This is a genomic window from Paraburkholderia aromaticivorans (assembly GCF_002278075.1).
Taxonomy (GTDB): Bacteria; Pseudomonadota; Gammaproteobacteria; order Burkholderiales; family Burkholderiaceae; genus Paraburkholderia; species Paraburkholderia aromaticivorans.
The window spans coordinates 2,886,197-2,908,840 of the sequence record NZ_CP022990.1; the positions used below are offsets into that span (position 1 = coordinate 2,886,197).

Here is a 22,644-nt window from a genome sequence, read left to right on the forward strand (position 1 = left end):
TCGATGCAGGCTAGCGATGCGTCGGCATCCGAAGCGTCGCGCTCCATTGGACACAACTCAGCAAATTCGGTGCCGTTGCATACACAACGGTATTAACAAATATCGGAGACAGCCAATGACAGTAATTCGAAGAGTCGAATCCGCGTCGAGACCCGTATCGGCGGTACGAATCCTGACGGCCATGGTGGCCGTGACGGTCGTGCTGACTGCCTGCCACAGCGGCGAGGAGGTCAATTCACCGCCGCAAGCGAACACGTTGCCGAATTTTATCGCCAGTACCTCGGTCAGGACCCAGTCTTACGACGGCAATACCGACGACCTGCTCACCGCGGGGCTCGGCAAGACCGGTCTCGCTTCGGCTGCGGCGCCCGCCGTTGCCAACGCTGCGCAACCCACCGCCGCCGAATTGCGGCGCCTCGCCATCTGGGCGAACTACCGCGCGCTGGTCGACATGACCGCGAACGGCGGCTACGGACGCTTCTGGGGGCCCAATGTCGATGTGAACGGCAACGACACGCTCGGCGAAGGCAAGATCGCCGGCAAGGAATATCTCGCCTTCGCCGACGACGGCACCGGGACTCAGAACGTCACCATGCTGGTGCAGATTCCGGCGAGCTTCAACCCGGATCAGCCGTGCATTGTCACGGCGACGTCATCCGGGTCGCGCGGTGTCTACGGCGCGATTTCGGCGGCCGGCGAGTGGGGCCTCAAGCGCGGTTGCGCGGTGGCCTATAACGACAAGGGCAGCGGCAACGGCGCGCATGAACTGTCTTCCAACCGGGTCACCTTGATCGACGGCACCTTGCAGGACGCGGGCGCCGCGGGCAAGGCCAGTCTCTTCACGGCTAACCTCGGCAATACCGATCTGGCGACTTATAACAGCCAGTTCCCGAATCGCTATGCATTCAAGCACGCGCACTCGCAACAGAACCCTGAGCAGGATTGGGGCAAGAATACGTTGCAGGCAATCCAGTTTGCTTATTGGGCGCTCAATGATTCGTATGGCACGCTCAACGGGACGACCCGCAACGTGCGTTACACGAGCGGCAGCATCATGACCATCGCGGCTTCGGTGAGCAATGGCGGCGGCGCGTCGCTCGCCGCGGCGGAGCAGGACACGTCCGGTTGGATCACCGCGGTGGTCGTCGGCGAGCCGCAAATCAACTTGCGCTTGCCTGCGCAGGTGTCGGTGGCCCAGGGCGGCGTGCCGGTCGGCGCGTTCGGCAAACCGCTCGCCGACTACATGACGCTCGCCAACATGCTGCAACCGTGCGCGGCACTCGCGCCCGCGGCAGCCGGCGCGCCGTATCTGACGGCGTTGCCGCTCGCCACGACCACGGCGATTCGCACCGCGCGATGCACGTCGCTGGCGTCCGCCGGTGTGATTGCAGGCGCGAACACGACGGCCCAGGCGATCAACGCGCTCGCACTCCTGCACCAGAACGGCTATCAGACCGACTCCGACGTGCTGCAGGCGCCGATGTGGGATTCGCAAGCGGTGCCGGCTGTCGCCGTGACTTACGCGAATGCGTACGCAAAAGCGAGCGTCACCGCCAACCTTTGCGCATTCAGTTTCGGCACGACCAGTGCGGCCGGCGCCGCCGGCGTCACGCCGGCGGTGTCGCCCATGCTCACGGTGTTCGGCAACGGCAACGGCGTGCCGCCGACCAACGGCATCAACCTCGTGTTCAACTCGGGCGCGGGCGGGGCGGACCATCGGCTGGCAAGCGCCGACGCCAGCTATGCGGGCGCCTCCTGTCTGCGCACGCTGTGGACCAACGGCACGCTGACGAGTAGCGTCGAAGCGATTCGCGTGAATGCGAACCTGCACGGCAAGCCCGCTATCATCGTGCAGGGCCGCGCCGATGCGCTGGTGCCGATCAACCATGCTTCGCGGCCGTATCTCGGCTTGAACCAACTGAGCGAAGGCGGCGCGAGCAAGCTGTCGTTCTATGAAGTGACGAACGCTCAGCATTTCGATGCGTTTCTCGGCGTGGCCGGCTTCGATTCGCGCTTCGTGCCGCTGCATTACTACAACATTCAGGCGCTCAACCTGATGTGGAACCATCTGAAGAGCGGCACGCCGTTGCCGCCGTCCCAGGTGATTCACACGATACCGCGCGGCGGCACGCCCGGCGCCGCACCGCAGTTGACCACGGCCAATCTGCCGTCGATCGCGGCGAGTCCCGGCGTGAACGCGATTACGGTGAGCAACGGCGCGGTGAACGTGCCGAACTGAAGCGCACCTGGCTGAAGGCACCGGCTCGCGGCGGCACTCGCGCGAGCCGGCGCGCGTGCCGCCAGTGAGCATGACCGTGCAGGAATGAGCGATGCTATTGCTGGTGAAGTGATGCGCGTTCAAAGGAGAGCGAATGCAGTTCGACTACAGGCATTTCCATATCGATTGCCGCGCCCGCCACGCAGAAGACGGCCTCTATCATGCGCGAGCGAAGATCACTCGCGTGCCGCAAAGAAACGAACACGTCCAGTCGCATGATTCCGGCGATATCGACGCCTTTTCCAACGAAGCCGATGCCATTTCGTGCGCCAAGTCGTACGCCATGGAGTGGTGCGACGGCGCGGCACGATAGGCCGCATTGCAGGGAGGACGTGCCGTGGCGAGGCTTCGAATCGCGACGTTCAACATCAACGGGATCCGCTCGCGCTTGCCCGCGCTGCTGCAATGGCTCGAACGCGGGGCGCCCGACATTGTCTGTTTGCAGGAACTCAAGGCGGTGGACAGCGCGTTTCCCGTCGAACCCTTGCGCGACGCCGGCTATGGCGCGATCTGGCAAGGGCAGAGCGCATGGAACGGCGTGGCGATCCTGTCCAAAGGCGAGGCGCCGCTGGAAAGCCGCCGCGGCCTGCCGGGATTCGAGGACGACACGCATAGCCGCTATCTCGAAGCCGCCGTGGGCGGCGTGCTGGTGGCATGCCTCTATCTGCCGAACGGCAATCCGCAGCCCGGCCCCAAATTCGACTACAAGCTGGCGTGGTTCGACCATCTGATCAAGCACGCGGCGAAGCTCTATAAGAGCGGCCATCCGGTGGTGCTGGCGGGCGACTTCAACGTGGTTCCCACCGATGAAGACATCTACAATCCGCGCTCGTGGCTCAAAGACGCGCTGCTGCAACCCGAGAGCCGCGAACGCTATCAGCGTTTGCTCGCGCAAGGCTGGACCGACGCGTTGCGAACGCATTTCGGCGACGCACGGGTGTACACCTTCTGGGACTATTTCCGCCGGCATTGGGAGACGAATTCCGGCTTGCGCATCGACCATCTGCTGCTGAGCGCCGAGCTCGCGCCGCGTTTGCGCGACGCCGGTGTCGACCGCTGGGTGCGGGGAGAGCCGCACGCGAGCGACCATGCGCCAGCGTGGGTGGAACTGGAGATGGGCGCGGCGCGCCGCAAGAAAAGCGGCGCATGAAGCGAAACGGGCGATCGCTGGACAGCAGATCGCCCGGAACCTCAGCCGACTCGACGATCAACGGCGATAGTTGCGCTCAGACGCGCCGTGCGCCCACAACGCGCCGGCCACGAAGCCGGCAAGCGCGACCACCGCAATCGCGGTGAAAGGGCTTTCCGCTGTGGTCTCGCGCACGAGGCTCGTGGTGCTCGCGCATAGCTGCTGGGCTTTGCCGCTGAGTTCTTTGGCCTTGCCGGCCAGTTGCGTGCCGGTATCGCCGAGCACGTCGCCGACCGCGCCCTGGACCTTGCCCGCGACTTCCTTGACTGCGCCTTCCGCTGTATTCGCTGCCGAATTGGTGTCCATACGTTTTTGCTCCCATTGTCATATTTACGTGCGAGCCGTTGCGGGTCGCAACACTCGCACACCCGGGTTGCGCGCACGCCGGCCGGAATAGCACGGCGTACGTCCACCAGAACGGGCGCAAGAAGCGCGCCTGAGGGTGCAAACCGACGCAGCGGGCGCGCGTGTCAGTGCCGGCGGCGCGCATTGATCCCCACGAACACCGCCATCAGCATCAGAAAGCCGCCGAACAGCAGCGCCGCATTCACCAGCACGTGACGGACGCCGAGCATCTCGACGTTGATGAACGGATAGGGATAAAAATCCGACAGGCTGCCGCGCCAGAAGGTCACCCCGAGATAGGCCAGCGGATACACCAGCCACAACAGGCAGTGCCGCCGTTTCAAATGAAAGCGCGGCACGAACAGCACCCAGTAGAGCGCGGCCAGCATGGGCAGCACGCTGTGAAGCGATTCGTTGAGCAGCAGCCGGAATGCCGTCGGCGACCACAATCCTCGCAACAGCAGGTTATAGGCGATCCCGACGAACACCATGTAGACAACCACCGCGGTGACGACAGTAGGTTGCCGGAAGAATCGCGCGGGCGCGGACCTGTGCCCGCGCCATGCCACACAGCTAAAACAGATCGCACAGGCGAGCGCGGTCAGATTCGTGAGGTAGCTGCTCATGCGCGCAAACCCGTCGAGCACGGTCAGGCCGCGGGCGAGGGTTCGGTCGATTGTCACGTCGGCTTGCGCGATGATGGAAAGCCACGCAATGACGGCGATGATCGCCGCCAGCGTCACCGACGAAACACTTGGCGTATGCAGCGGAAGCTCGGGCTCGCGCTGCCCGGAAGGGGAAGGGCGCATGCGTTCGATTCTATACACACCGCATGTGCCGTGCAGTGTGCGCGAGCGGACGCACGCGCCAAACCGGTCAGGCGCGAGGCCGCAAAAACCCTACGGCCTGCTATGCGAACCGGTCAACGGCTGCAGGTGCGCCACCGGAGCCGCCACCGGCGCGACCACCGCCGGAATCGCGGAACTTGCCGGCGCGGCATCGTCGATCGCGGCCCGTCCGCCGTCGTGGAAGAATGCCAGTTCCGCGGCCTTGTTCAACACCAGGATGCTGATGCGCCGATTGGTCGGCTCGTCGGCGACATTGCTGTTCAGCGGCAACACGTCGGCCAGTCCGCGCACCTGCAGCAGCTTTTCGCCATGCATGCCGCCGGCGACCAGCGCGCGGCGGGCCGCGTTGGCGCGTTCGGACGACAGTTCCCAGTTCGAGTAACCCTCCGGCCCCGCGGTGTACGGCACCGCATCGGTATGGCCGGCAATCGAAATGCGGTTGTCGACGTCGTTGAGCGCGGCGCCGATCTGCGTGAGGATCGTCACCGCATACGGTTGCAGCTTCGCGCTGCCGGAAGGAAACATCGGCCGGTTTTGCGAATCGACGATCTCGATTCGCAGCCCTTCGTTCGTGATCGAGACGCGGATCTGGTCCTTGAACGCCTTCAACGCGGGGCTCTGCTCGATCAGCGCGGTGAGCTTCGCCTTCAGTTGTTCGAGGCGCGCCGCGTCGGATGGCGCCACGCTCGGCGCGACGGTGGCGGCCGGCGTCGGCCGGGTTTGGGTCTGGCTCTTCGTGCCCTCGCCGGGCCGCGTGTCGGAGATGTCGCGGCCGCCGCCTTGCACCACACTCGGACGCGCCGCGGCCGTGCCTTCATGGCCGCCGAGCAGGCTCGACAAAGGCGTGTTGAAATAATCCTCGATACCCTGCTTGTCGTACTTGGATGTGGAGCCGAGCAGCCACATCAGCAGGAAGAACGCCATCATCGCGGTGACGAAATCGGCGTAGGCGATTTTCCATGCGCCGCCGTGATGGCCGCCATGATCGTCGCCCCTTTTCGAGCGGCGCACGATGATGGGCGCCAACGCCTGGTCCGCCGACGCGCGGGATTTTCTTTCGCTCATCATGGCGCTCCGCGTCAGGCCGACTTCGGCATCTTGGTGGCGCGCACGGCGTCGTCCAGTTCCTGAAAGCTCGGGCGGTCGGCCGTGAACAGCACCTTGCGGCCGAACTCGACAGCGATCGGCGGCGCATAGCCGGACAACGACGCGAGCAGCACGGCCTTTACGCACTGGTACGGCTTGGCTTCAGCGCGGCCTTTGGCGTTGAGCAGATCGGCCAGCGGGCCGATAAAGCCATAGGCGAGCAGAATGCCGAGGAACGTGCCGACCAGCGCGCCCGCGATCATTTCGCCGAGCACGGCAGGCGGTGCGCCGACCGAACCCATGGTGTGAACCACGCCCATGACCGCGGCGACGATCCCGAAGGCGGGCAGGCCGTCCGCCATCTTCTGAATGGCGTTGGCCGCCACGGTCGATTCCGCGTGATGCGTGGCCAGCTCCTCGTCCATCAGGTCCTGCACTTCGAGCACGTTGACATTGCCGCCGGACATCATGCGCAGATAGTCGACGATGAAGTCGAGCAGATGATGGTCTTCCAGCACGTGCGGGTACTTCTGGAAAATCACGCTTTCTTCCGGCGCGCCCACTTCGGCTTCGAGCGACATCATGCCTTCCTTGCGCGCCTTCTGAAGCAGCTCGTAGAGCAGGGCGATCAGTTCGAGGTATTTCTCCTTGGTGTAGCCGCCGCCTTTGAAGCATGAGGGAATCGCCTTCAAGGTTTTCTTTAGCGTCGAAGTCGGATTACTCACGACAAACGCGCCGATTGCCGCGCCGAAAATGCAAAGTAATTCGAACGGCTGAATGAGCGCCGGCAAATGACCGCCGACGCCGATAAAACTGCCGATCACGGAACCAATCACTAAAACCCAGCCGATTGCCACAAACATACTTTCTCTCCGATTATCTTGCGCTGCCCACGGTCGAATAGAACAGCCCGTATTTCAGGGGTTGCTCTGGGTGGGGCACACATCTTCCGTATGTATCGGTAAACGGCTGCATGCGCGGATGCTGAAGTGCCTGTCCGTCTCGAACGCGAAATAAATTCACCAATTGGTTAGTTCTTTGATTGGCGTCGGTAAATCTGTCCGCATTTTGCGATTGTTGGCGTGGCAATTCGTGTTTGCCCGGCCCCGCCGGGTAATGAGTCAATACGCCGCTAAGGCCACGCGACAGGTAACTTTTTACCGATCGCTCTGGTAGCATGTCGGTCGATTGACACAGACGGTCGTTCCCGGGGGGCGCCCTGTCGTGTCGCGGCCCGTCGACTACCAAAACCGGCAGTGCTAACGACTCAACCGGGAAGGAGTGCCGCATGCGAAACCTGAGATCCACTGTTCGAAGTCGGCTGATTCCCAAGGCGGCGACCTGCATGACAGGCGTGAGCCTGCTCTTCATCTCGACGCTCGGTCACGCTCAGGAGTTTTCGCTGTTCGGCGGCGGCTCGCGCGCGGGCAGCACCAACACCTACACGTGGGCCTTCAACTATCAGGAAGGCTTGGGCCAATACTTCGCCGGCAGCTTCACGTGGCTCAACGAAGGGCATATTCCCAATCACCATCGCGACGGTCAGATGATCCAGTTGTGGGCGCGCATTCCGGTGGGCAGCCCGCAATTCGTGTTGCAGGCGGGCGTCGGCCCGTACCGCTATTTCGACACCACCACCGCCCAGGAGGGCGGCAGCTATTCCGACACCCACGGCTGGGGCGTGGTGTACAGCGTGCGCGCCGCCTATTACGCGTCGAGCCGGTGGATCACGCAGCTCCAGTTGAATCGTGTGCACGTTCAGCGCGGGCCGGATGCGACCAGCGTGATGTTCGGCGTCGGCTATCAGCTCGACGCCCCGGACACTCCCGGTCCGCGCGACTGGGCGAGCGGCAGCACGCACAAGGTCACCAACAACGAAGTGGCGGTGTATCTCGGCAAGACCATCGTCAATTCGACCAGTTCGCCGAGCGCGTTTGGCGGCGCGATCGAGTATCGCCGCGGCCTCGCGAAGTATCTCGACGTGACGGTCGGCTATCTTCACGAAGGCAGCAGCAAGGTGGCGCGCCGCGACGGTTTCACCAGCCAGTTGTGGGCCACCCGCGCGTTTCTCAACGACAAGGTCACGCTGGCGCTCGGCCTGGGCGCCTACTATGCGATCAACGAGAACGAAAACAGCGCGACGCCCGGGCCGGGCGCCGGCAAGTTCTCCGGTCTCGTCACGATTGCGGGCTCGTATCGCCTGAGCGACCATTGGGACGCGCGGCTCGAATGGAACCGCATCGTGACCCGTTATGATCGCGATTCGGATGTGATTTTCGGTGGTGTGGGCTATCGTTGGTAAAGGCTCGCCCGCAAGGCGTCAAGGTTTGTCGTGCCAGCAGAAGCAGTCTCTCGAACCGCTAGTCAAGACTCGCAAAAACGGAGAACAGCATGAAAGCCAGCACCATCGCCGAACGGGAGGCCCGGGGCCGCGCCGCCCGTGAGCACTCGAAACGTTCGAGTCACAAAGCGGTAGGCGACCTGCATCGCAATCCGATCGAATTGCTCAAGCAAAGCAGCGAGGGCCGGGTGCACAACCTCGTGCCGCTGCGCTACGGACGCATGGCCGCCTCGCCGTTCACGTTTTTTCGCGGCACCGCGATCCTGCAGGCGCACGATCTCAGCAAGGTGAGCGACACGGGCCTGACCATGCCGATCTGCGGCGACGGCCACCTGATGAATTTCGGCGGCTTCGCCACGCCCGAGCGGCAACTCATCTTCGACCTGAACGACTTCGACGAGGTGTCGGTCGGACCGTTCGAGTGGGACCTGAAACGTCTGAGTGCGAGCCTCGTCGTCGCCGCGCGTCACATGCGTCTGAGCCGGGGCACGGCGGAAAGCCTGGTGATGACGGCGGTCAACGAATATCGCGACCGCATGGCACAGTACGCGCAATGCGGCGCACTCGAACTCTGGTACGACCGCATTACCTTCGAGCTGATGGCGGAAACCGCGTTGACACCCGAACGCCGCCGCACGGTGCGGCGAGGCATGGAAAAGGCGGCGAGCCGGACGCACGAAAATCTGCTCGAGAAAATGGCGGAGCATGACGGCGAGCGCTGGACGATCCGCGATACGCCACCGACGCTGTTCCACGTACTCGGCGCCAACACGCTGTTCACTCCGGAAGAGACCGAAGCGTTCAGAGGCGCGAACTGGCGCAAGATGGTCGAACGCATGTGGGGCGAGTACATGAAGACGCTCTCGCATGACCGGCGCGAACTGCTCGACCATTTCACCGCGCAGGATCTCGTGTTCAAGGTGGTGGGCGTCGGCAGCGTCGGCACGCGCTGCCTCGTGATGCTGATGGTCGATCACAGGGCCAAGCCGCTGTTTCTGCAAATCAAGGAGGCGCGGCCGTCGGTGATCGCGCAGTTCTACAAGGCGCCGGCCGTCAAGCACGAGGGCCAACGCGTCGTGCAAGGGCAACGCATGCTGCAGGCCGCGAGCGATATCTTCCTCGGCTGGGCGACGGGGCCGCTCGGGCGGCATTTCTACTTTCGCCAGTTACGCGACATGAAGTTGTCGGCGGAGATCGAGTTGTTCGATAACGACCTGCTGGACGGCTACGCGCGCCTGTGCGGCTGGATCATGGCGCGCGCGCATGCCAAGGCAAGCGGGCAGGCAATCGAAGTGAGCGCGTATATCGGCCGCGGCGACCAGTTCGCGGAAGCGCTCACCGGCTATGCGACGACTTACGCGGACCAGGTGGAACGCGACTACGACGTGTTCCTGAAGGCATGCCGCGGCGGCGAACTGGAAGCGCGCACGGACGAAGATATGGCGGCGGATTTCCGCGTGTAGCCGGCGCGTCCAACTTCGCGCGGCGTGCGCGCCGTGCGGCGAGCGTGGCGAGCGGAGGCCGCGTGTGCGCTGTGCATGCGCGGGGTGGCTCATGCACGTGCCTGCTTACGCCTGCTTGTATGTGGTCGTGCGTGTTCGTGCGTGGTTATGCGTCAGTCGTCCGCGCGCGCCTCGCGCAACGTCACGAATCGCAGACCGCGCTGCCGGGCCGCGCCGATCACCTGCGGCAGGACGGCGAGGATCTGCGGCGTGCCCTCGGCCGTGAGGGCCGCGTTGCCGTCGTGCAGCAGGAGAATGTCGCGCGGCGCGAGACCGTCGAGCAGGCGCCGCGTGACCACATGAGGATCGCGCTCGCGCGTGTCGTAGCCGCGCCGCGTCCACGCCGCAAGGCGCAGGTCGAGCTTGCGCAGGACCGGTTCGAGAAAGATGTTGCGCAAGCCGGCCGGGGCGCGGAAAAACATCGGCCGCTCGCCGCTCAGTGCCTCGAGCGTGCGTTGCGCGGCGCCGATCTCGCGCGTGAGCGCGCCCGGAAACGTCACGGAAAACGTGTGCACGTGCACCTGCGAGTGGTTTTCGAGCGCATGGCCGCGCGCGACGATCTCGCGCGTGAGCGCCGGGTAACGCTGGGCCTTTGCGCCGATGCAGAAAAAGGTGGCGCGCACGCCGAAGGCGTCGAGCAGATCGAGCACTTGCGGCGTGACGACCGGATCCGGACCGTCGTCGATGGTCAGCGCGATCGCGTCGGCATTGCGCGTGGCGGCGGGCAGGCGTGTCCAGTTGGGGCCGAGCAGCGAGGTGCGCGGCAGCAGGCCGGCCACCGTGAAAATGGCGTGATTCGCAAAGATCGCGGCAAGCCACCAGGGCCACGCGGCGGGCGCGAGCAGCCATCCGGCCAGCACGAATACGTGCCATGCGGCGGTGGCCGTGAGCATCGCGGGATAGCCGGTGCGCGGCCAGCGTGGCGGCGGTGCGTGCCGGGTGCCGTGCGGCGGCGTGGGGAGTTCTTTCATAAAACGTGCTTCCTGTCTTCCTTCCTCCGTCCTGGGAAGGCCTTGAATCGCGCGCGTGACGCGCAACGGCAAACGATACCATTGTTGCGCGCCTCGACGCGCCCGCCGGCAAGACGGTGATGACGACTGCGGGCGCTTCCGAACCACGCCTCGTGCGGCAGATGAGTCACGGAAGGCGCTTGAACAGGCGCCCGATCAGCGCGAAAGACCACGCGGAAACGTTGCTCGATGTGAGGACCGGCCGCACTGTGGCATTTGTGATGGACGATCCGCTGTTGTATGGTGCTAAAGCCAGGGAGGCGGATGCGTGCAGCCAGTTTGCATCGTCTGCGCAACGAGGAGACGTGCAGTGACGGGAACGGGAATCAAGAAGGTCGCGCTGGTGACGGGCGCGGGCAGCGGGATCGGCCGCGCGTGCGCGCTCAAGATGATCGAGCACGGCTATAGCGTCGTGCTGGCAGGCCGTCGGCAGGCGCCGCTCGACGCGCTCGTGCAGCAGGCGCAGCAGCTCGGCGGCGACGCCCTCGCCGTGGCGTGCGACGTCACGGACGCCGACAGCGTCGCCGCCTTGTTCGACACGATCCGCGCACGGCGCGGCCGGCTCGACGTGCTGTTCAACAACGCCGGCCGTAACGGTCCGCCCGTCGAGATCGATGAACTCGCGATCGACGAATGGCGCTCGGTGGTCGACACCAATCTCACCGGCGTGTTCCTGTGCACGCGCGCGGCCTTCGGTCTGATGAAAACGCAGAGCCCGCGTGGCGGGCGCATCATCAACAACGGCTCGATCTCGGCGCATGCGCCGCGGCCGCACAGCATTGCCTACACGGCGACCAAGCACGCCATTACCGGCCTCACGAAAGCCGTGTCGCTCGACGGCCGCAAATACGACATCGTGTGCGGGCAGATCGACATCGGCAATGCGGCGACCGAGATGGCCGAACGCATGGCGCGTGGCGTGCCGCAGGCCAACGGCGAGATCGCGGTCGAGCCGCTGATGGACGTTCAGCATGTGGCCGACGCCGTGCTGCACATGGCCGAACTGCCGCTCGCGGCGAACGTGCAGTTCATGACGATCATGGCGAGCAAGATGCCGTTCGTCGGCCGGGGTTGATGGACGGAGCGCGCACAGCAAGCCGCGCGGGATCAACTTATACTGGGCGCTTTCCGCCTTGATGGAAGCGCTTCGCCGTGCCCCGAGACACGCCTGAGGACGACCGGGAGGACGACCCGCAGCCGGTGCCGCCCGTGCCGCCCGATCTCGACGATTGTTGTCATAGCGGCTGCAATCCGTGTGTGTTCGATCGCTACGACGAAGCGCTCGAGCGGTATCGAACCGCGCTCGCCGAGTGGCAGGCGCGGCAGCCGCAGCGGCAAGCGCAGCACATGACGGCGGCGCGGCGCAGCAAGCCGCGCACGCGCCGTTGAACGGCGTTCGAGGTTTCGCCTCGAGGCCGCAGCCCTTTAACCTGTCCCGTCATGACCGATCTTCAGTCCGCGCCTCTCGAACCGCTCAATGAATCGCACACGCTCGACGACCTGCATCGCTTCGTGCAGCGTTATCCGCGGCTGTTCGTGCTGACCGGCGCGGGCATCAGCACCGACTCCGGCATTCCGGGCTATCGCGACGACAATGGCGAATGGAAACGCTCGCCGCCCATCACGCTGCAGGAGTTTCTCGGCACGCCCGCCATGCGGCAGCGCTACTGGGCGCGCAGCATGGTCGGCTGGCCGGTGGTCGCGCACGCCGAGCCCAACGCCGCGCATACCGCGCTCGCCCGGCTCGAAGCGGCCGGCCACGTGCCGACGCTGGTGACGCAGAACGTCGATGGCCTGCATCAGCGGGCGGGCAGCCGCGAGGTGATCGAACTGCATGGCGGCATCGACGGCGTGACGTGTCTGGACTGCGGCACGCAGCACGCGCGCGCCTCCATCCAGCAGACCCTCGAAGCGGACAATCCCGCGCTCCTGAGCGTGACGGCCGAAACCGCCGCGGATGGCGACGCGCATCTCGAGTGGCACGACCTTGGCGGGTTCCGCATTCCGGCGTGCCCGAACTGCGGCGGCTTGCTCAAGCCCGCCGTGGTGTTCTTCGGCGAAAGCGTGCCGAAGGAGCGCGTGGAGGCGGCCTCGCACGCGCTCGACGCGGCTGACGCGGTGCTGGTGGTCGGCTCGTCGCTGATGGTCTATTCCGGCTACCGCTTTTGCGTGTGGGCGCACAAGCAGCGCAAGCCGGTGGTGGCGATCAACCGCGGGCGCACGCGCGCGGATCCGCTGCTGTCGCTGAAGATCGCGGCGCCGTGCGCCGCTACGCTGACGGCGCTGGCCGGCCGGCTGGCGCCGGGTTGAACGGGCGGCTCCGGCAAGCAACGCACCTCGAAAGGGAATGCCCATGGTGACGACGATCGCACAGCTCGAAGCCCTCTACGGTCAGCCGCACGAGCGCGCCGTGCGCAAAGAGATTTCCCACATCAACGAGGACTATCGCGCGTTCATCGAAGTCGCGCCGTTCGCCGTGCTCGCCACCGCCGGCCCGGCAGGCCTCGACTGTTCGCCGCGCGGCGACGCGCCGGGTTTCGTGCGAATCGTCGACGAACGCACGCTCGCGTTGCCGGACCGGATCGGCAACAACCGCCTCGACAGTCTGCGCAACATCATCGCCGAGCCGCGGCTGGCGCTGCTCTTCATCATCCCCGGCGTGGGCGAAACCTTGCGCGTGAACGGGCGCGGCCGCATTACCGACGAACCGCAATGGCTGGACAGTTTCGCCGTCGAAGGTAAACTGCCGCGCACCGTGCTGCTGATCGACGTCGACAGCGTCTACTTTCATTGCTCGAAAGCGCTGGTGCGCTCGAAGCTGTGGGATCCGGCGCATTACGTCGAGCGGTCCCGTCTGCCGAGCGCGGGCGAGATTCACCGGCGAATCAACGGCACGCAGTTCGATGCCGCCACTTACGACCGCGAGCTCGCCGAGCGCGTGCGCACGGCCCTGTACTGAAATCCAAGCTGACCATGACAGATTCTCAACCGGCGTTGCGGCAACGTTCGCCATCCGCGGAACGCAACCGTGAACCGATTCTTGCCGTGTTGCGTGAAGCGTTGCCGGCCACCGGCCGCGTGCTCGAGATTGCGAGCGGCACGGGCCAGCACGCTGTCTGCTTTGCGCGCGCGATGCCGGGACTCGACTGGCAGCCGAGCGATGCCGATGCCGCCGCGCGCGAGTCGATCGCCGCGTGGATCGCGCACGAAGGGCTCGCGAACGTGCGCGCGCCGCTCGCGCTCGACGTGCATCAGCCGGACTGGGGCGTGGATGCGCTCGACGCCGTGGTGTGCATCAACATGATTCACATCTCGCCGTGGAGCGCGACGCAGGCGCTGTTCGCCGGTGCGAGCCGCCGTCTCGCCGATGGCGGTGTGCTCTATCTCTACGGTCCTTACAAACGCGGCGGCGCGCATACTTCGCCGAGCAACGATGCGTTCGATCAGCGGTTGCGCGGCCGCGACCCGGCGTGGGGCGTGCGCGACATGGAGACCGTGGTGGCGTTGGGCGCGTCGGTCGGGCTGGCGTGCGACGAGCCGGTCGCCATGCCGGCCAACAATTTCAGTCTGGTGTTCAGGAAACGCACGGCTGCGGCGCAGGTCTGACAGTCGTCCGACGCAATGAACGGCGCCGCCCGCTGTCTGCCGGCGAGCGGCAAGCCGGCATTTCTTTTATTCTTTCACCCTCGACGTCCCGCCGACGTTCCTTCCGGCGCGGCGTCACGACATTTTTGGACTCTGGAGAATTCACATGGGCAAACAGGCAATCGGCGTGGTGGGGCTGGCGGTCATGGGCCGCAATCTGGCGCTCAACATCGAGAGCCGCGGCCACGCGGTGTCGGTGTACAACCGTAGCCGCGAGAAAACCGACGAACTCGTCGCCGAATATCCGGACAGAAAACTGGTGCCGGCCTTCACGCTGGAAGAATTCGTGGAGTCGCTGGAAAAGCCGCGCCGCATTCTGCTGATGGTCAAGGCGGGCGAAGGCACGGATGCGACCATCAACCAGCTCAAACCGCTGCTGGACAAAGGCGACATTCTGATCGACGGCGGCAACACGCATTTCACCGACACCATCCGGCGCAACCAGGATCTCGCTAAGTCCGGCCTGCATTTCATCGGCACGGGCGTCTCGGGTGGCGAAGAGGGCGCGTTGAAAGGTCCGTCGATCATGCCGGGCGGCCAGCGCGACGCCTATGATCTCGTGGCCCCGATCCTCACCGAAATCGCCGCCAAGGCGCCGGACGGCGAGCCGTGCGTCGCGTACATGGGACCGGACGGCGCGGGCCACTTCGTGAAGATGGTGCACAACGGCATCGAATACGGCGACATGCAGCTGATCGCGGAGAGCTACGCGGTGCTCAAGCAGGTCGTCGGGCTCTCGAACGAAGAACTCGGCAAGGTCTACACCGAGTGGAATCAGGGCGAACTCGACAGCTATCTGATCGAAATCACCTCGAAGATTTTCAGCAAGAAAGACGAAGAGACCGGCAAGGATCTGGTCGACGTGATCCTCGATCGCGCCGCGCAGAAGGGCACCGGCAAGTGGACCAGCCAGAACGCTCTCGACCTCGGCGCGCCGCTGCCACTGATTACCGAAGCCGTGTTCGCGCGCGTGCTGTCGTCGCTGAAAGACCAGCGGGTGGCCGCGAGCAAGGTGCTCGAAGGGCCGGCGGCCAAGCCGCTCGGTGCGGAGCGCGACGCCTTCGTCGAGTCGGTGCGCCGCGCGCTGTATTTCAGCAAGGTGATTTCGTACGCGCAAGGCTTCGCGCAACTGCGCGCCGCGTCGCAAGAGTACAAGTGGGATCTGGATTTCGGCACGATCGCGAAGATCTTCCGCGCCGGCTGCATCATCCGCGCGCGCTTCCTGCAGAAGATCACGGACGCTTATACGAAGGACAAAGCGATCGCCAATCTGCTGCTCGATCCGTATTTCCGCGACATCGCGAAGAATTACCAGGCGGCGTTGCGCGAAGTCGTGATCGCGGCGATCAACGCGGGCGTGCCGGTGCCCGCGTTCGCGTCGGCAATCGCGTATTTCGACGCCTATCGTTCGGAACGCCTGCCGGCGAATCTGGTGCAGGCGCAGCGCGACTTCTTCGGCGCGCATACTTTCGAACGCGTCGACAAGCCGGGCAGCTTCCACGCGAACTGGAGCTGAGCGTTTGAATGGCGGCCCGGCGCGTCCTTGTGGCAAGGCGCGCCGGGCCGCCAGAGCGCTTTAAATTCGAGACAGAGAATTATTGCCGAAGGCTGCCGAGGAGGCGCGGCGGCCGGGCGATACGCCGTCTACTATTGCTAATTTTGAAATAGAGTTTCGTCGTTTTAGGGGTTTCCCCTAGGTGTCGACACTCCTAAACTTCTACTTAACCGCTGCGGGACACCAAGTCCCAAGCGCATTAAAACAAGTTCTGGAGGTTTACATCATGAAGTCCCTTATCTCTGCAGTTGTCGTTGCCGCCGCTCTGGTCGCTCCTGTCGCTTCGTTTGCTCAATCGAACCAGCCGGTGACGCGCGCTCAAGTCCGCGCTGAACTGGTTCAACTGGAAAAGGCCGGCTACAACCCGGTGGGCGATCACACCGATTACCCGTCCAATCTGCAGGCCGCCCAGGCTCGCGTCGATGCTCAAAACGGCACCGTTCAAGCCGTGAACAGCGGCTACGGCGCACCGATCGCCGGCAGCTCGCAAGCTGGCCGTCCGCTGAGCAGCAACGACCGTAACTCGGTCTACTTTGGCAACTGATTCACACGAAGTTGATGGATAAGCCGCCTTGCTGACAGGCGGCGCGCAAATGGAAACGCCGTCCGGATTGCCGGGCGGCGTTTGTCGTTTACGGTGCCGCACGGGGATCTAGTGCGGGTGACGGCGCACGGCCTTCAATGCGGGTGTTCAGCGAGTCGGTAGATGCGGAATCGCCTCGTTGCTGGTGAGATTGAGCTGGTGAATCTGCCGATGCGTTTTGTTCAGATGCGCCTGCGCGGCCACCCGTTGCGCTTCCAGTTGCGAAACGTCCTTGCGCACCTGATGTTGCCGGTTCGTCACCGCCTGCTCCTGCGCGCCGCGCCTTTGCAGTTCGCTGCGCAGCCGCTCCGCCTGCGCCTCGGAGCGCGCGATCATGCGCGCCAGCTGTTCGTTCTGCGCCTCCAGTTGGGCGCGGCGTGTCTCGCCGTCCGAAAGGCGCGTCGCCTGTTCCTCGAAATGATGAAAGGCGGCTTCGGCGGCTTCGAGATCGGCGGCTTTCAGCGCGCGCCACAGCGAGCCGTCCTGATACAGGGCGACGTAGTACGCCAGTTCCTTCGCGTGAAACAGCAGGCTGACCGAATAGGCGAAGCTGCGGAAGACGCGAAACGGCGTCAGCGCTTCTTCGTCGGCGAGCCAGTCGACTTCGGCGGTGTCGGCGATCTGCACACCGCGCACGCTGACCTGCGACGGCACCACGGGCACCGGCCGCAAGGCCGTCACTGGCCGGGCCGGCCTCGGCGGCGAGGATGGCGCCGCGGCGTCCGCGCCAGCGGCGTCGGCTGCCGCGGCGAGCGCGGCCTCTTGCTTGTCGTCGGGCGATGCAGGTCCGCGGGCGCTGGTTCGCGTGTCGTGCACCAGATGCGAGGGGCCCGCCAGCACGCTGCGGCGGTTCAGGAGACTTTTCACGGCGGTCCTCCGGTTGAGTCGCCCGAAAGCTGCAAACGGCGCCGACAGTGATGCATGCCGGTTAGTCTGGCAGGCCGAGCGGTGAGCGAAGCGTGGCGGACTAACCGGCGCCGGTGAACGGGCGCCGGGGTGCGCGGCAATGCGGGGTAGCTGGGCGCGAACGCCCGATGTGTCTAATGCAGCGGGCGATGCCGGCGGCCTATTTCATCGAACAACGCGCGGCTGGGTTCGAGGGCCAGCAGCCAGGATTCGTCGTAGCCGCTCAGATTGTCGAGCGCCTCGCGCAGGCGCTCGATCGCCACGGCGGGAATCTCGACGCTCGCTTCCACGCCGCTCGACAATCCCGCAATGCTCGCCAGTTGCACCAGCGCGTCGGCGGCTTCGGCCACGTCGGCGGCGAATACCAGGTGGGTGTTCAAAAGTTCGACCAGACCCGGCGACGCCGCAATATCGTCGACGTTGAGTTGCACGGCCAGAAAAGTGGCTTTGTTCATCCTCAACTCCCTAGCAGATTCAGACGTTTTTGCTTGCGGTGCGCCGCGACAGCAAGACTGAGTATAGGCCAGGGCTCGAATGATTCAATAATCACACGAATCGGTTCGTACTGCCCGGGGGCGGCGAACAGGCCGGCCGCCACGCCTATAATGAGGCCTGCCAGCGCGCGGCGCGCGCCATTTCATGGCGGCCCGCCATGGCCCACGGGCCGTGACTGGCGGCGTTGTCCCTTCTCAACCGGCTGGTGACCATGAAGATCATTCGCAGCAAGGATTTCACCGCGACGCGCGCCTGGGGCGCGCTCGATATCGCCAACATGGGCGGCATTACGACGCGCCTGCATTGGACCGATCAGCCCTATAAGTGGCATGTCAACGACGGCGAGGAAGTGTTCGCAGTGCTCGATGGCCGCGTCGAGATGCGCTATCGGGAGAACGGTGTCGAGCAGTCCGCCGTGCTGGAAACGGGCGACGTGTTCTACGCCGCGCTCGGCACCGAGCATGTGGCGCATCCGCTCGGCGCGGCGCGCATTCTGGTGGTCGAGTCGGAGGGCAGCGTCTGAAGGTTGGCGGAAAGCGCTGTGCCGCGCGGGCGCGGTGGTCGTCGCGTGCGGCGGCATAATGGATAAGCGTGGGATCGCCGTGTTACCACGCTTGCGCGACGTGCGGCACGGCAAATGCTTGGCCATCGATTGAATCCGATTGATTGATAAAAACGTCGAGGAAAATCACATGAGAAGACCATGGCAATTGGCGGGGACTCGGTGGCTGACAGCGGCCGCGCTCGGCGTGATGTTCAGCGGCTGCACGACGATGCCTTGGGAAAGCACGCCGTTTTACAGCAGCACGCCGTCCCGGCCGACTACCCTCAGCACGGTTCCTGTTCCTGCCGGTTTTTACCGGGTCAATCCGGGTGACACGATCGCCGGGATTGCGTCGGCTTACGGACACAAACCTCAGGAAATCGCGGCGTGGAACGGCCTCGCGGCCAACGCGGCGGTCACCCCGGGGCAAGTGCTGCGGGTGTCTCCGCCGATGGCCTCGGGCAGTGTGGTGACGCCGCCGGTCGCGGTCGCGCCGACTGGTCCCGCCACGGCGCCGGGTGCGCCCACGGCTTCCGCCGCTCCGCAGCAAGGCGTGTTGCAATGGCCGCTGCGTGGGCCGGTGCTGAAAGCCTTCGCGCCGGGCAGGTCGAACGGCATCGTGATCGGCGGACGCCCGGGCGATCCGGTCAAGGCCGCCGCCACCGGCCGCGTGGTCTATGCGGGCTCGGGTATCGAGGCGTACGGCCCGCTCATCATCATCAAACACGACGACTCGTTGATCACCGCCTACGGGCAGAACAGCACGCTGCTGGTCAAGGAGGGCGACGCGGTCGCGCAGGGGCAGACCATCGGCGAAGTCGGGGTGGACAGCCGCGGTGTGGCGTCGATCCAGTTCGAGGTGCGTCAGAACGGCCAGCCGGTCGACCCGCTCGCGTGGCTGCCGAAGCCGGGCGGCTGACGCTTTTTATCGCGCGATTTCAGCGTTGCGTTAATTGAATATACTGTGTGGCTAATTGCCCGCGGCGCGGGTCGCGCGTCGATACCGACGCAGCGGCGCGACGGCCGTCCGACGCGGGTTGTCATTCTTAGACGCACAGGGACACACCATGATCGATTTGCGCAGCGATACCGTAACCCGTCCGAGCCCGGCGATGCTCGCGGCCATGTCGGCCGCCGAAGTGGGCGATGACGTCTGGGGCGACGACCCCACCGTGCTGCGTCTGCAGGCCGCGGTCGCCGAACGGTCGGGCAAGGAGGCGGGGCTGTTCTTCCCGAGCGGGACGCAAAGCAATCTGGCCGCGTTGATGGCGCACTGCGCGCGCGGCGACGAATACATCGTCGGCCAGTTGGCTCACACCTACAAGTACGAGGGCGGCGGCGCGGCGGTGCTCGGCAGCATCCAGCCGCAGCCGCTCGACAATGCCGCGGACGGCTCCATCCCGCTCGACAGGATCGCCGCCGCGATCAAGCCCATCGACAATCATTTCGCGCGCACGCGGCTGCTGGCGCTGGAAAACACGATCGGCGGCAAGGTGCTGCCGGCCGCTTATGTCGCCGAGGCGGTGCAGCTGGCGCGCCAGCGCGGGTTGTCCGTTCACCTCGACGGCGCGCGCGTCTACAACGCGGCCGTCGCTTCGGGCAAGCCGGTCGCGGCATTGTGCGAGCCGTTCGATTCGATCTCGATCTGTTTTTCGAAGGGACTGGGCGCGCCGGTCGGCTCCGTGCTGGTCGGCAGCCAGGCGCTGATCGACGTGGCGCACCGCTGGCGCAAGGTGCTGGGCGGCGGCATGCGTCAGGCCGGCATTCTGGCGGCGGCTTGCCTCTACGCGCTGGATCACAACGTCGAGCGTCTCGCCGACGACCACGCGCACGCCGCGCATCTGGCAGCGGGCCTCGAGGGCATCGAGCACGTAAAGGTGCAGTCGGTCGCCACCAACATGGTGTTCGCGCAATTTCCGCAGCAGCACTGCGCGCCGCTCGAAGCGTGGCTGAAGGAGCGCGGGATTCTCACGCAGATGCTGTATGCGTCGCGATTCGTGACGCATAAGGATGTGTCGCGGGCGGATATCGATACGTTTATCGCCGCGGTGAAGGCGTATTTCGCGGCGCGGTGAGTGGTTGGCGAGGTCGCGCGCGGTTCGATGATGTCGCGTCCGGAGGCCGCAACGCAGCGTAGTCATGCGGGGCCGCCGGGAAAGCGGTGATCCAGCGCAGAGAAGCAACGCCGTGAAGAAAGCGGTAACGCAACGAGCAAGCGAGCGGAGCAAAGCGACAAAAGCAAAGCTGCAAAAGCAAAGCGGACGCACTGTCACCCCAGCGCGTCCGCTTCTTTCATTTCATCGCCGCTTTCGCATGCACGCCCGACCGATGCGACGGCGCCAGCAAGCGCAATCCGCTCGCAAGGCTCGCCGCGCCGGCGAAGAAAGCACCGGTGCCAAGCGCCAGCGTCGGCCCATGCCGGCCGGCAATTCCGAAGCTCAACGCGACGAGCGCCGCGCCGGTGGTCTGGCCAAGCAGCCGCGCGGTCGCGACGATGCCGCTGGCGCCCCCGCTGCGCTCGGGCGGCGCGCTCGCCATCAAGGCTTTCAGATTCGGCGACTGGAAGAAGCCGAAGCCCGCGCCGCAGATCGCCATGCGAATGCCGATATCGAGAACGTGCGGATGAACCGGCAGCAGCGCGAGCGACGCCATCCCCGCCGACATCACCGCGAGACCGATCGCGCCGAGCAACCCCGGCGGATAGCGGTCGGACAGATTGCCCGCCAGCGGCGCGGCGAGCGCCACCACCACCGGCCACGGCGTCATCAGAAAGCCGGTTTCGACCTGACTGCGATGCAGCACGTCCTCAAAGTAGAACGGCAGCGAGACGAATGCCAGTCCCTGTGCGGCGAACGAGCAAACCGCCGTTACCGCCGACAGCGCGAACACCGGTCGCTTGAACAGATCGACAGGGAGCATCGGCGCGGGGTGGCCGGCTTCGCGGCGAATCAGCAGCAGCCCGAACACCACCGCGATCGCGGCCGCGCCCAGCACCAGTTGCGTCGAGGCACGCTGGGCCGCCTCGCCGAGCGCGAAGATCAGCGCGGCGAAGGTGATGACGTTCAGCAGCGCCGCAATCGGATCGAAGTTGTGCTTGCCGCGTCCGGTGTGGGGCAACGCCGGCCAGGCGAAGCCCAATGCCAGCAGGCCGAGCGGCACGTTGACCGCGAACAGCCACGGCCATGCGGCGACGGACAGAATCAGCGACGCCACCGTCGGCCCGACTGCGAACGACACGCCGACGATCAGCGCGTTGGTGCCGAGACCGCGTCCGAGCCGGTGCGGCGGATACAGATGGCGGATCAGCGCGGTATTCACGCTCATGATCGCGCTCGCGCCAAGGCCCTGCAGGACGCGCGCGGCGGCCAGCAGCGGCAGCGTCGGCGCCATCGAGCATGCCAGCGACGCCAGCGTGAAAAGCGCGATGCCGCTGATATAGATCCGCCGGTGCCCGACGATATCGCCGAGTGCGGCGAGCGGCAACAGGGTCGCGACCATCGCGAGCTGATACGCGTTGATGATCCACACCGACGCCGCGGGCGCCGCATGCAGGTCAGCGGCAATCGCGGGCAACGCGGTATTGGCGATGGCGGTATCGAGCGTGGCGAGCGCGACGGCGAGCATGATCGCGGCCATCGCGCGGCGGTTGGCGGCGGACATCGGGGCGTCCGCGGGGAAGGGGTGGGCGGCGGTCGCGCTGGGTTTGTCGGACAAGGCGTGGCTCGTCGGGTTAGGCATGCCGATGCGCCGCACGAGGCGAGGAGCGCGGCGCGCGAGCGGCAGGGGTTGCGTGGCGCTGGCGCGCACGGCCTGAATCCAGCGTCTGAAGCCGTTCAGGAGGGGTGCGCGGGCGAATGTAGCGATTGTTACAGAGACGCGGAAATCGTGCTGGCGACGCTCGCGGGGAAAACATTGGTTTCGCAATGGCTAATGCAACTAACGGCCCAGCCCGCGTCGCCTCTGCGAATTGGCCTATGCCATCGCCATGACTTGGCATGACGGCATAATCGCCTGCAGACGAGGCGCTTCGATTTGACCACGGACCGAATCCGTCGGCTTATTCATCCGCGCGTCACTGGCGAAAAAAATAATGGCAGTGCGTTTCACGCAGTCGACATCGGGCATTCGCAATCGTTTGCCTGTTTTGCGCAGCCGATGCACGCGCGCAGTGCCATGCGCGTGCGGCTTGCACCTGCCGTGTGCGGAAAAACGGCGCGCCGCCGTGTGTCGGCGGGCATGGCATGTGCGTGGGCAAGCGCTCGCGCTCGCCGGTGCCCGGTGGCCGTAAAATGTCCTACTCTGTTTCTTAACCCGCCT

The 22,644-nt window shown here is 65.2% G+C and carries 24 protein-coding genes; 15 read left to right on the forward strand and 9 right to left on the reverse strand.

Annotated elements, in window-relative coordinates:
* The first annotated feature begins 115 nt into the window (after positions 1–115).
* The 3 genes from CJU94_RS32465 (at position 116) to CJU94_RS32475 (ending at position 3,428) form a co-directional block, all read left to right on the forward strand.
* Complete coding sequence (locus CJU94_RS32465; RefSeq protein WP_095422614.1) at positions 116–2,239, forward strand: D-(-)-3-hydroxybutyrate oligomer hydrolase; 2,124 nt, start codon at positions 116–118, stop codon at positions 2,237–2,239.
* Positions 2,240–2,372: 133 nt separating this feature from the next.
* Entirely contained in the window at positions 2,373–2,591 is a 219-nt protein-coding gene (locus CJU94_RS32470; RefSeq protein WP_095422615.1) for a hypothetical protein, read from the forward strand.
* 24 nt (positions 2,592–2,615) lie between these two features.
* Positions 2,616–3,428, forward strand: coding sequence for an exodeoxyribonuclease III (locus tag CJU94_RS32475; RefSeq protein WP_095422616.1), 813 nt, complete (start codon positions 2,616–2,618; stop codon positions 3,426–3,428).
* Positions 3,429–3,485: 57 nt separating this feature from the next.
* Here the strand turns inward: CJU94_RS32475 and CJU94_RS32480 are convergent, their stop codons facing one another.
* The 4 genes from CJU94_RS32480 to motA all read right to left on the reverse strand — a co-directional run bounded on the left by CJU94_RS32480 (position 3,486) and on the right by motA (position 6,609).
* Complete coding sequence (locus CJU94_RS32480; protein ID WP_095422617.1) at positions 3,486–3,773, reverse strand: CsbD family protein; 288 nt, start codon at positions 3,771–3,773, stop codon at positions 3,486–3,488.
* 164 nt (positions 3,774–3,937) lie between these two features.
* Entirely contained in the window at positions 3,938–4,621 is a 684-nt protein-coding gene (locus CJU94_RS32485; protein WP_095422618.1) for a Pr6Pr family membrane protein, read from the reverse strand.
* 90 nt (positions 4,622–4,711) lie between these two features.
* Positions 4,712–5,725, reverse strand: a complete 1,014-nt coding sequence (gene motB, locus CJU94_RS32490) for a flagellar motor protein MotB (RefSeq protein ID WP_095422619.1) — start codon at positions 5,723–5,725, stop codon at positions 4,712–4,714.
* Between the two features lie 14 nt (positions 5,726–5,739).
* Positions 5,740–6,609 carry a flagellar motor stator protein MotA gene (gene motA, locus CJU94_RS32495; RefSeq protein ID WP_095422620.1) on the reverse strand — a complete coding sequence of 290 codons (870 nt, stop codon included), beginning with the start codon at positions 6,607–6,609 and terminating at the stop codon, positions 5,740–5,742.
* 425 nt (positions 6,610–7,034) lie between these two features.
* Between motA and CJU94_RS32500 the strand changes: the two genes are divergently transcribed.
* Both CJU94_RS32500 and CJU94_RS32505 read left to right on the forward strand, forming a co-directional pair.
* Positions 7,035–8,048, forward strand: coding sequence for a hypothetical protein (locus tag CJU94_RS32500; protein WP_095422621.1), 1,014 nt, complete (start codon positions 7,035–7,037; stop codon positions 8,046–8,048).
* An 89-nt stretch (positions 8,049–8,137) separates the two neighbouring features.
* Positions 8,138–9,550, forward strand: a complete 1,413-nt coding sequence (locus CJU94_RS32505) for a DUF2252 domain-containing protein (RefSeq protein ID WP_095422622.1) — start codon at positions 8,138–8,140, stop codon at positions 9,548–9,550.
* A gap of 152 nt (positions 9,551–9,702) precedes the next feature.
* Here the strand turns inward: CJU94_RS32505 and CJU94_RS32510 are convergent, their stop codons facing one another.
* Positions 9,703–10,560, reverse strand: a complete 858-nt coding sequence (locus CJU94_RS32510) for a polysaccharide deacetylase family protein (RefSeq protein WP_095422623.1) — start codon at positions 10,558–10,560, stop codon at positions 9,703–9,705.
* Positions 10,561–10,909: 349 nt separating this feature from the next.
* Here CJU94_RS32510 and CJU94_RS32520 point away from each other — a divergent pair, with 349 nt between their 5' ends.
* From CJU94_RS32520 to CJU94_RS32550, 7 genes are all read left to right on the forward strand, one after another.
* Positions 10,910–11,674 carry an SDR family oxidoreductase gene (locus tag CJU94_RS32520; protein WP_095422624.1) on the forward strand — a complete coding sequence of 255 codons (765 nt, stop codon included), beginning with the start codon at positions 10,910–10,912 and terminating at the stop codon, positions 11,672–11,674.
* Between the two features lie 77 nt (positions 11,675–11,751).
* Positions 11,752–11,988, forward strand: a complete 237-nt coding sequence (locus CJU94_RS32525) for an oxidoreductase-like domain-containing protein (protein WP_095422625.1) — start codon at positions 11,752–11,754, stop codon at positions 11,986–11,988.
* 51 nt (positions 11,989–12,039) lie between these two features.
* Entirely contained in the window at positions 12,040–12,909 is an 870-nt protein-coding gene (locus CJU94_RS32530; protein ID WP_095422626.1) for an NAD-dependent protein deacetylase, read from the forward strand.
* A 43-nt stretch (positions 12,910–12,952) separates the two neighbouring features.
* Positions 12,953–13,558 (forward strand): pyridoxamine 5'-phosphate oxidase family protein, encoded by a 606-nt coding sequence (locus CJU94_RS32535; protein WP_095422898.1) that lies wholly within the window; start codon positions 12,953–12,955, stop codon positions 13,556–13,558.
* Between the two features lie 14 nt (positions 13,559–13,572).
* Positions 13,573–14,205 carry a DUF938 domain-containing protein gene (locus CJU94_RS32540; protein ID WP_095422627.1) on the forward strand — a complete coding sequence of 211 codons (633 nt, stop codon included), beginning with the start codon at positions 13,573–13,575 and terminating at the stop codon, positions 14,203–14,205.
* Between the two features lie 145 nt (positions 14,206–14,350).
* Positions 14,351–15,760: an NADP-dependent phosphogluconate dehydrogenase gene (gndA, locus tag CJU94_RS32545; protein ID WP_095422628.1), complete on the forward strand. Its 1,410-nt coding sequence runs from the start codon at positions 14,351–14,353 to the stop codon at positions 15,758–15,760.
* Between the two features lie 265 nt (positions 15,761–16,025).
* Positions 16,026–16,343, forward strand: coding sequence for a DUF4148 domain-containing protein (locus CJU94_RS32550; RefSeq protein WP_095422629.1), 318 nt, complete (start codon positions 16,026–16,028; stop codon positions 16,341–16,343).
* Positions 16,344–16,490: 147 nt separating this feature from the next.
* Here CJU94_RS32550 and CJU94_RS32555 read toward each other — a convergent pair whose 3' ends face one another.
* Positions 16,491–17,249: a DUF2968 domain-containing protein gene (locus CJU94_RS32555; RefSeq protein WP_095422630.1), complete on the reverse strand. Its 759-nt coding sequence runs from the start codon at positions 17,247–17,249 to the stop codon at positions 16,491–16,493.
* A gap of 173 nt (positions 17,250–17,422) precedes the next feature.
* Entirely contained in the window at positions 17,423–17,743 is a 321-nt protein-coding gene (locus CJU94_RS32560) for a hypothetical protein (RefSeq protein WP_007176576.1), read from the reverse strand.
* Between the two features lie 251 nt (positions 17,744–17,994).
* Here CJU94_RS32560 and CJU94_RS32565 point away from each other — a divergent pair, with 251 nt between their 5' ends.
* From CJU94_RS32565 to ltaE, 3 genes are all read left to right on the forward strand, one after another.
* Entirely contained in the window at positions 17,995–18,306 is a 312-nt protein-coding gene (locus CJU94_RS32565) for a cupin domain-containing protein (protein ID WP_167397591.1), read from the forward strand.
* A 169-nt stretch (positions 18,307–18,475) separates the two neighbouring features.
* Positions 18,476–19,246: a peptidoglycan DD-metalloendopeptidase family protein gene (locus CJU94_RS32570; RefSeq protein ID WP_095422631.1), complete on the forward strand. Its 771-nt coding sequence runs from the start codon at positions 18,476–18,478 to the stop codon at positions 19,244–19,246.
* 148 nt (positions 19,247–19,394) lie between these two features.
* Positions 19,395–20,402 (forward strand): low-specificity L-threonine aldolase, encoded by a 1,008-nt coding sequence (ltaE, locus tag CJU94_RS32575; protein ID WP_095422632.1) that lies wholly within the window; start codon positions 19,395–19,397, stop codon positions 20,400–20,402.
* 217 nt (positions 20,403–20,619) lie between these two features.
* On the opposite strand, the gene CJU94_RS32580 is transcribed toward ltaE, so the two are convergent.
* Positions 20,620–21,987: an MFS transporter gene (locus tag CJU94_RS32580; protein ID WP_244221102.1), complete on the reverse strand. Its 1,368-nt coding sequence runs from the start codon at positions 21,985–21,987 to the stop codon at positions 20,620–20,622.
* A 312-nt stretch (positions 21,988–22,299) separates the two neighbouring features.
* A complete protein-coding gene (locus CJU94_RS41595; RefSeq protein WP_208645392.1) occupies positions 22,300–22,452 on the reverse strand; it encodes a hypothetical protein in 153 nt (50 codons plus the stop codon).
* Positions 22,453–22,644: the final 192 nt, after the last annotated feature.

Excerpts from the sequence above, each read along its gene's own strand:
- CJU94_RS32465 (WP_095422614.1), top strand. The coding sequence starts at position 116 with ATGACAGTAATTCGAAGAGTCGAATCCGCGTCGAGACCCGTATCGGCG.
- CJU94_RS32470 (WP_095422615.1), top strand. The coding sequence starts at position 2,373 with ATGCAGTTCGACTACAGGCATTTCCATATCGATTGCCGCGCCCGCCAC.
- CJU94_RS32480 (WP_095422617.1), bottom strand. The coding sequence starts at position 3,773 with ATGGACACCAATTCGGCAGCGAATACAGCGGAAGGCGCAGTCAAGGAA.
- CJU94_RS32485 (WP_095422618.1), bottom strand. The coding sequence starts at position 4,621 with ATGCGCCCTTCCCCTTCCGGGCAGCGCGAGCCCGAGCTTCCGCTGCAT.
- motB (WP_095422619.1), bottom strand. The coding sequence starts at position 5,725 with ATGAGCGAAAGAAAATCCCGCGCGTCGGCGGACCAGGCGTTGGCGCCC.
- motA (WP_095422620.1), bottom strand. The coding sequence starts at position 6,609 with ATGTTTGTGGCAATCGGCTGGGTTTTAGTGATTGGTTCCGTGATCGGC.
- CJU94_RS32500 (WP_095422621.1), top strand. The coding sequence starts at position 7,035 with ATGCGAAACCTGAGATCCACTGTTCGAAGTCGGCTGATTCCCAAGGCG.
- CJU94_RS32505 (WP_095422622.1), top strand. The coding sequence starts at position 8,138 with ATGAAAGCCAGCACCATCGCCGAACGGGAGGCCCGGGGCCGCGCCGCC.
- CJU94_RS32510 (WP_095422623.1), bottom strand. The coding sequence starts at position 10,560 with ATGAAAGAACTCCCCACGCCGCCGCACGGCACCCGGCACGCACCGCCG.
- CJU94_RS32530 (WP_095422626.1), top strand. The coding sequence starts at position 12,040 with ATGACCGATCTTCAGTCCGCGCCTCTCGAACCGCTCAATGAATCGCAC.
- CJU94_RS32535 (WP_095422898.1), top strand. The coding sequence starts at position 12,953 with ATGGTGACGACGATCGCACAGCTCGAAGCCCTCTACGGTCAGCCGCAC.
- CJU94_RS32540 (WP_095422627.1), top strand. The coding sequence starts at position 13,573 with ATGACAGATTCTCAACCGGCGTTGCGGCAACGTTCGCCATCCGCGGAA.
- gndA (WP_095422628.1), top strand. The coding sequence starts at position 14,351 with ATGGGCAAACAGGCAATCGGCGTGGTGGGGCTGGCGGTCATGGGCCGC.
- CJU94_RS32550 (WP_095422629.1), top strand. The coding sequence starts at position 16,026 with ATGAAGTCCCTTATCTCTGCAGTTGTCGTTGCCGCCGCTCTGGTCGCT.
- CJU94_RS32560 (WP_007176576.1), bottom strand. The coding sequence starts at position 17,743 with ATGAACAAAGCCACTTTTCTGGCCGTGCAACTCAACGTCGACGATATT.
- CJU94_RS32565 (WP_167397591.1), top strand. The coding sequence starts at position 17,995 with ATGAAGATCATTCGCAGCAAGGATTTCACCGCGACGCGCGCCTGGGGC.
- CJU94_RS32570 (WP_095422631.1), top strand. The coding sequence starts at position 18,476 with ATGAGAAGACCATGGCAATTGGCGGGGACTCGGTGGCTGACAGCGGCC.
- ltaE (WP_095422632.1), top strand. The coding sequence starts at position 19,395 with ATGATCGATTTGCGCAGCGATACCGTAACCCGTCCGAGCCCGGCGATG.
- CJU94_RS32580 (WP_244221102.1), bottom strand. The coding sequence starts at position 21,987 with ATGTCCGCCGCCAACCGCCGCGCGATGGCCGCGATCATGCTCGCCGTC.
- CJU94_RS41595 (WP_208645392.1), bottom strand. The coding sequence starts at position 22,452 with ATGCCCGATGTCGACTGCGTGAAACGCACTGCCATTATTTTTTTCGCC.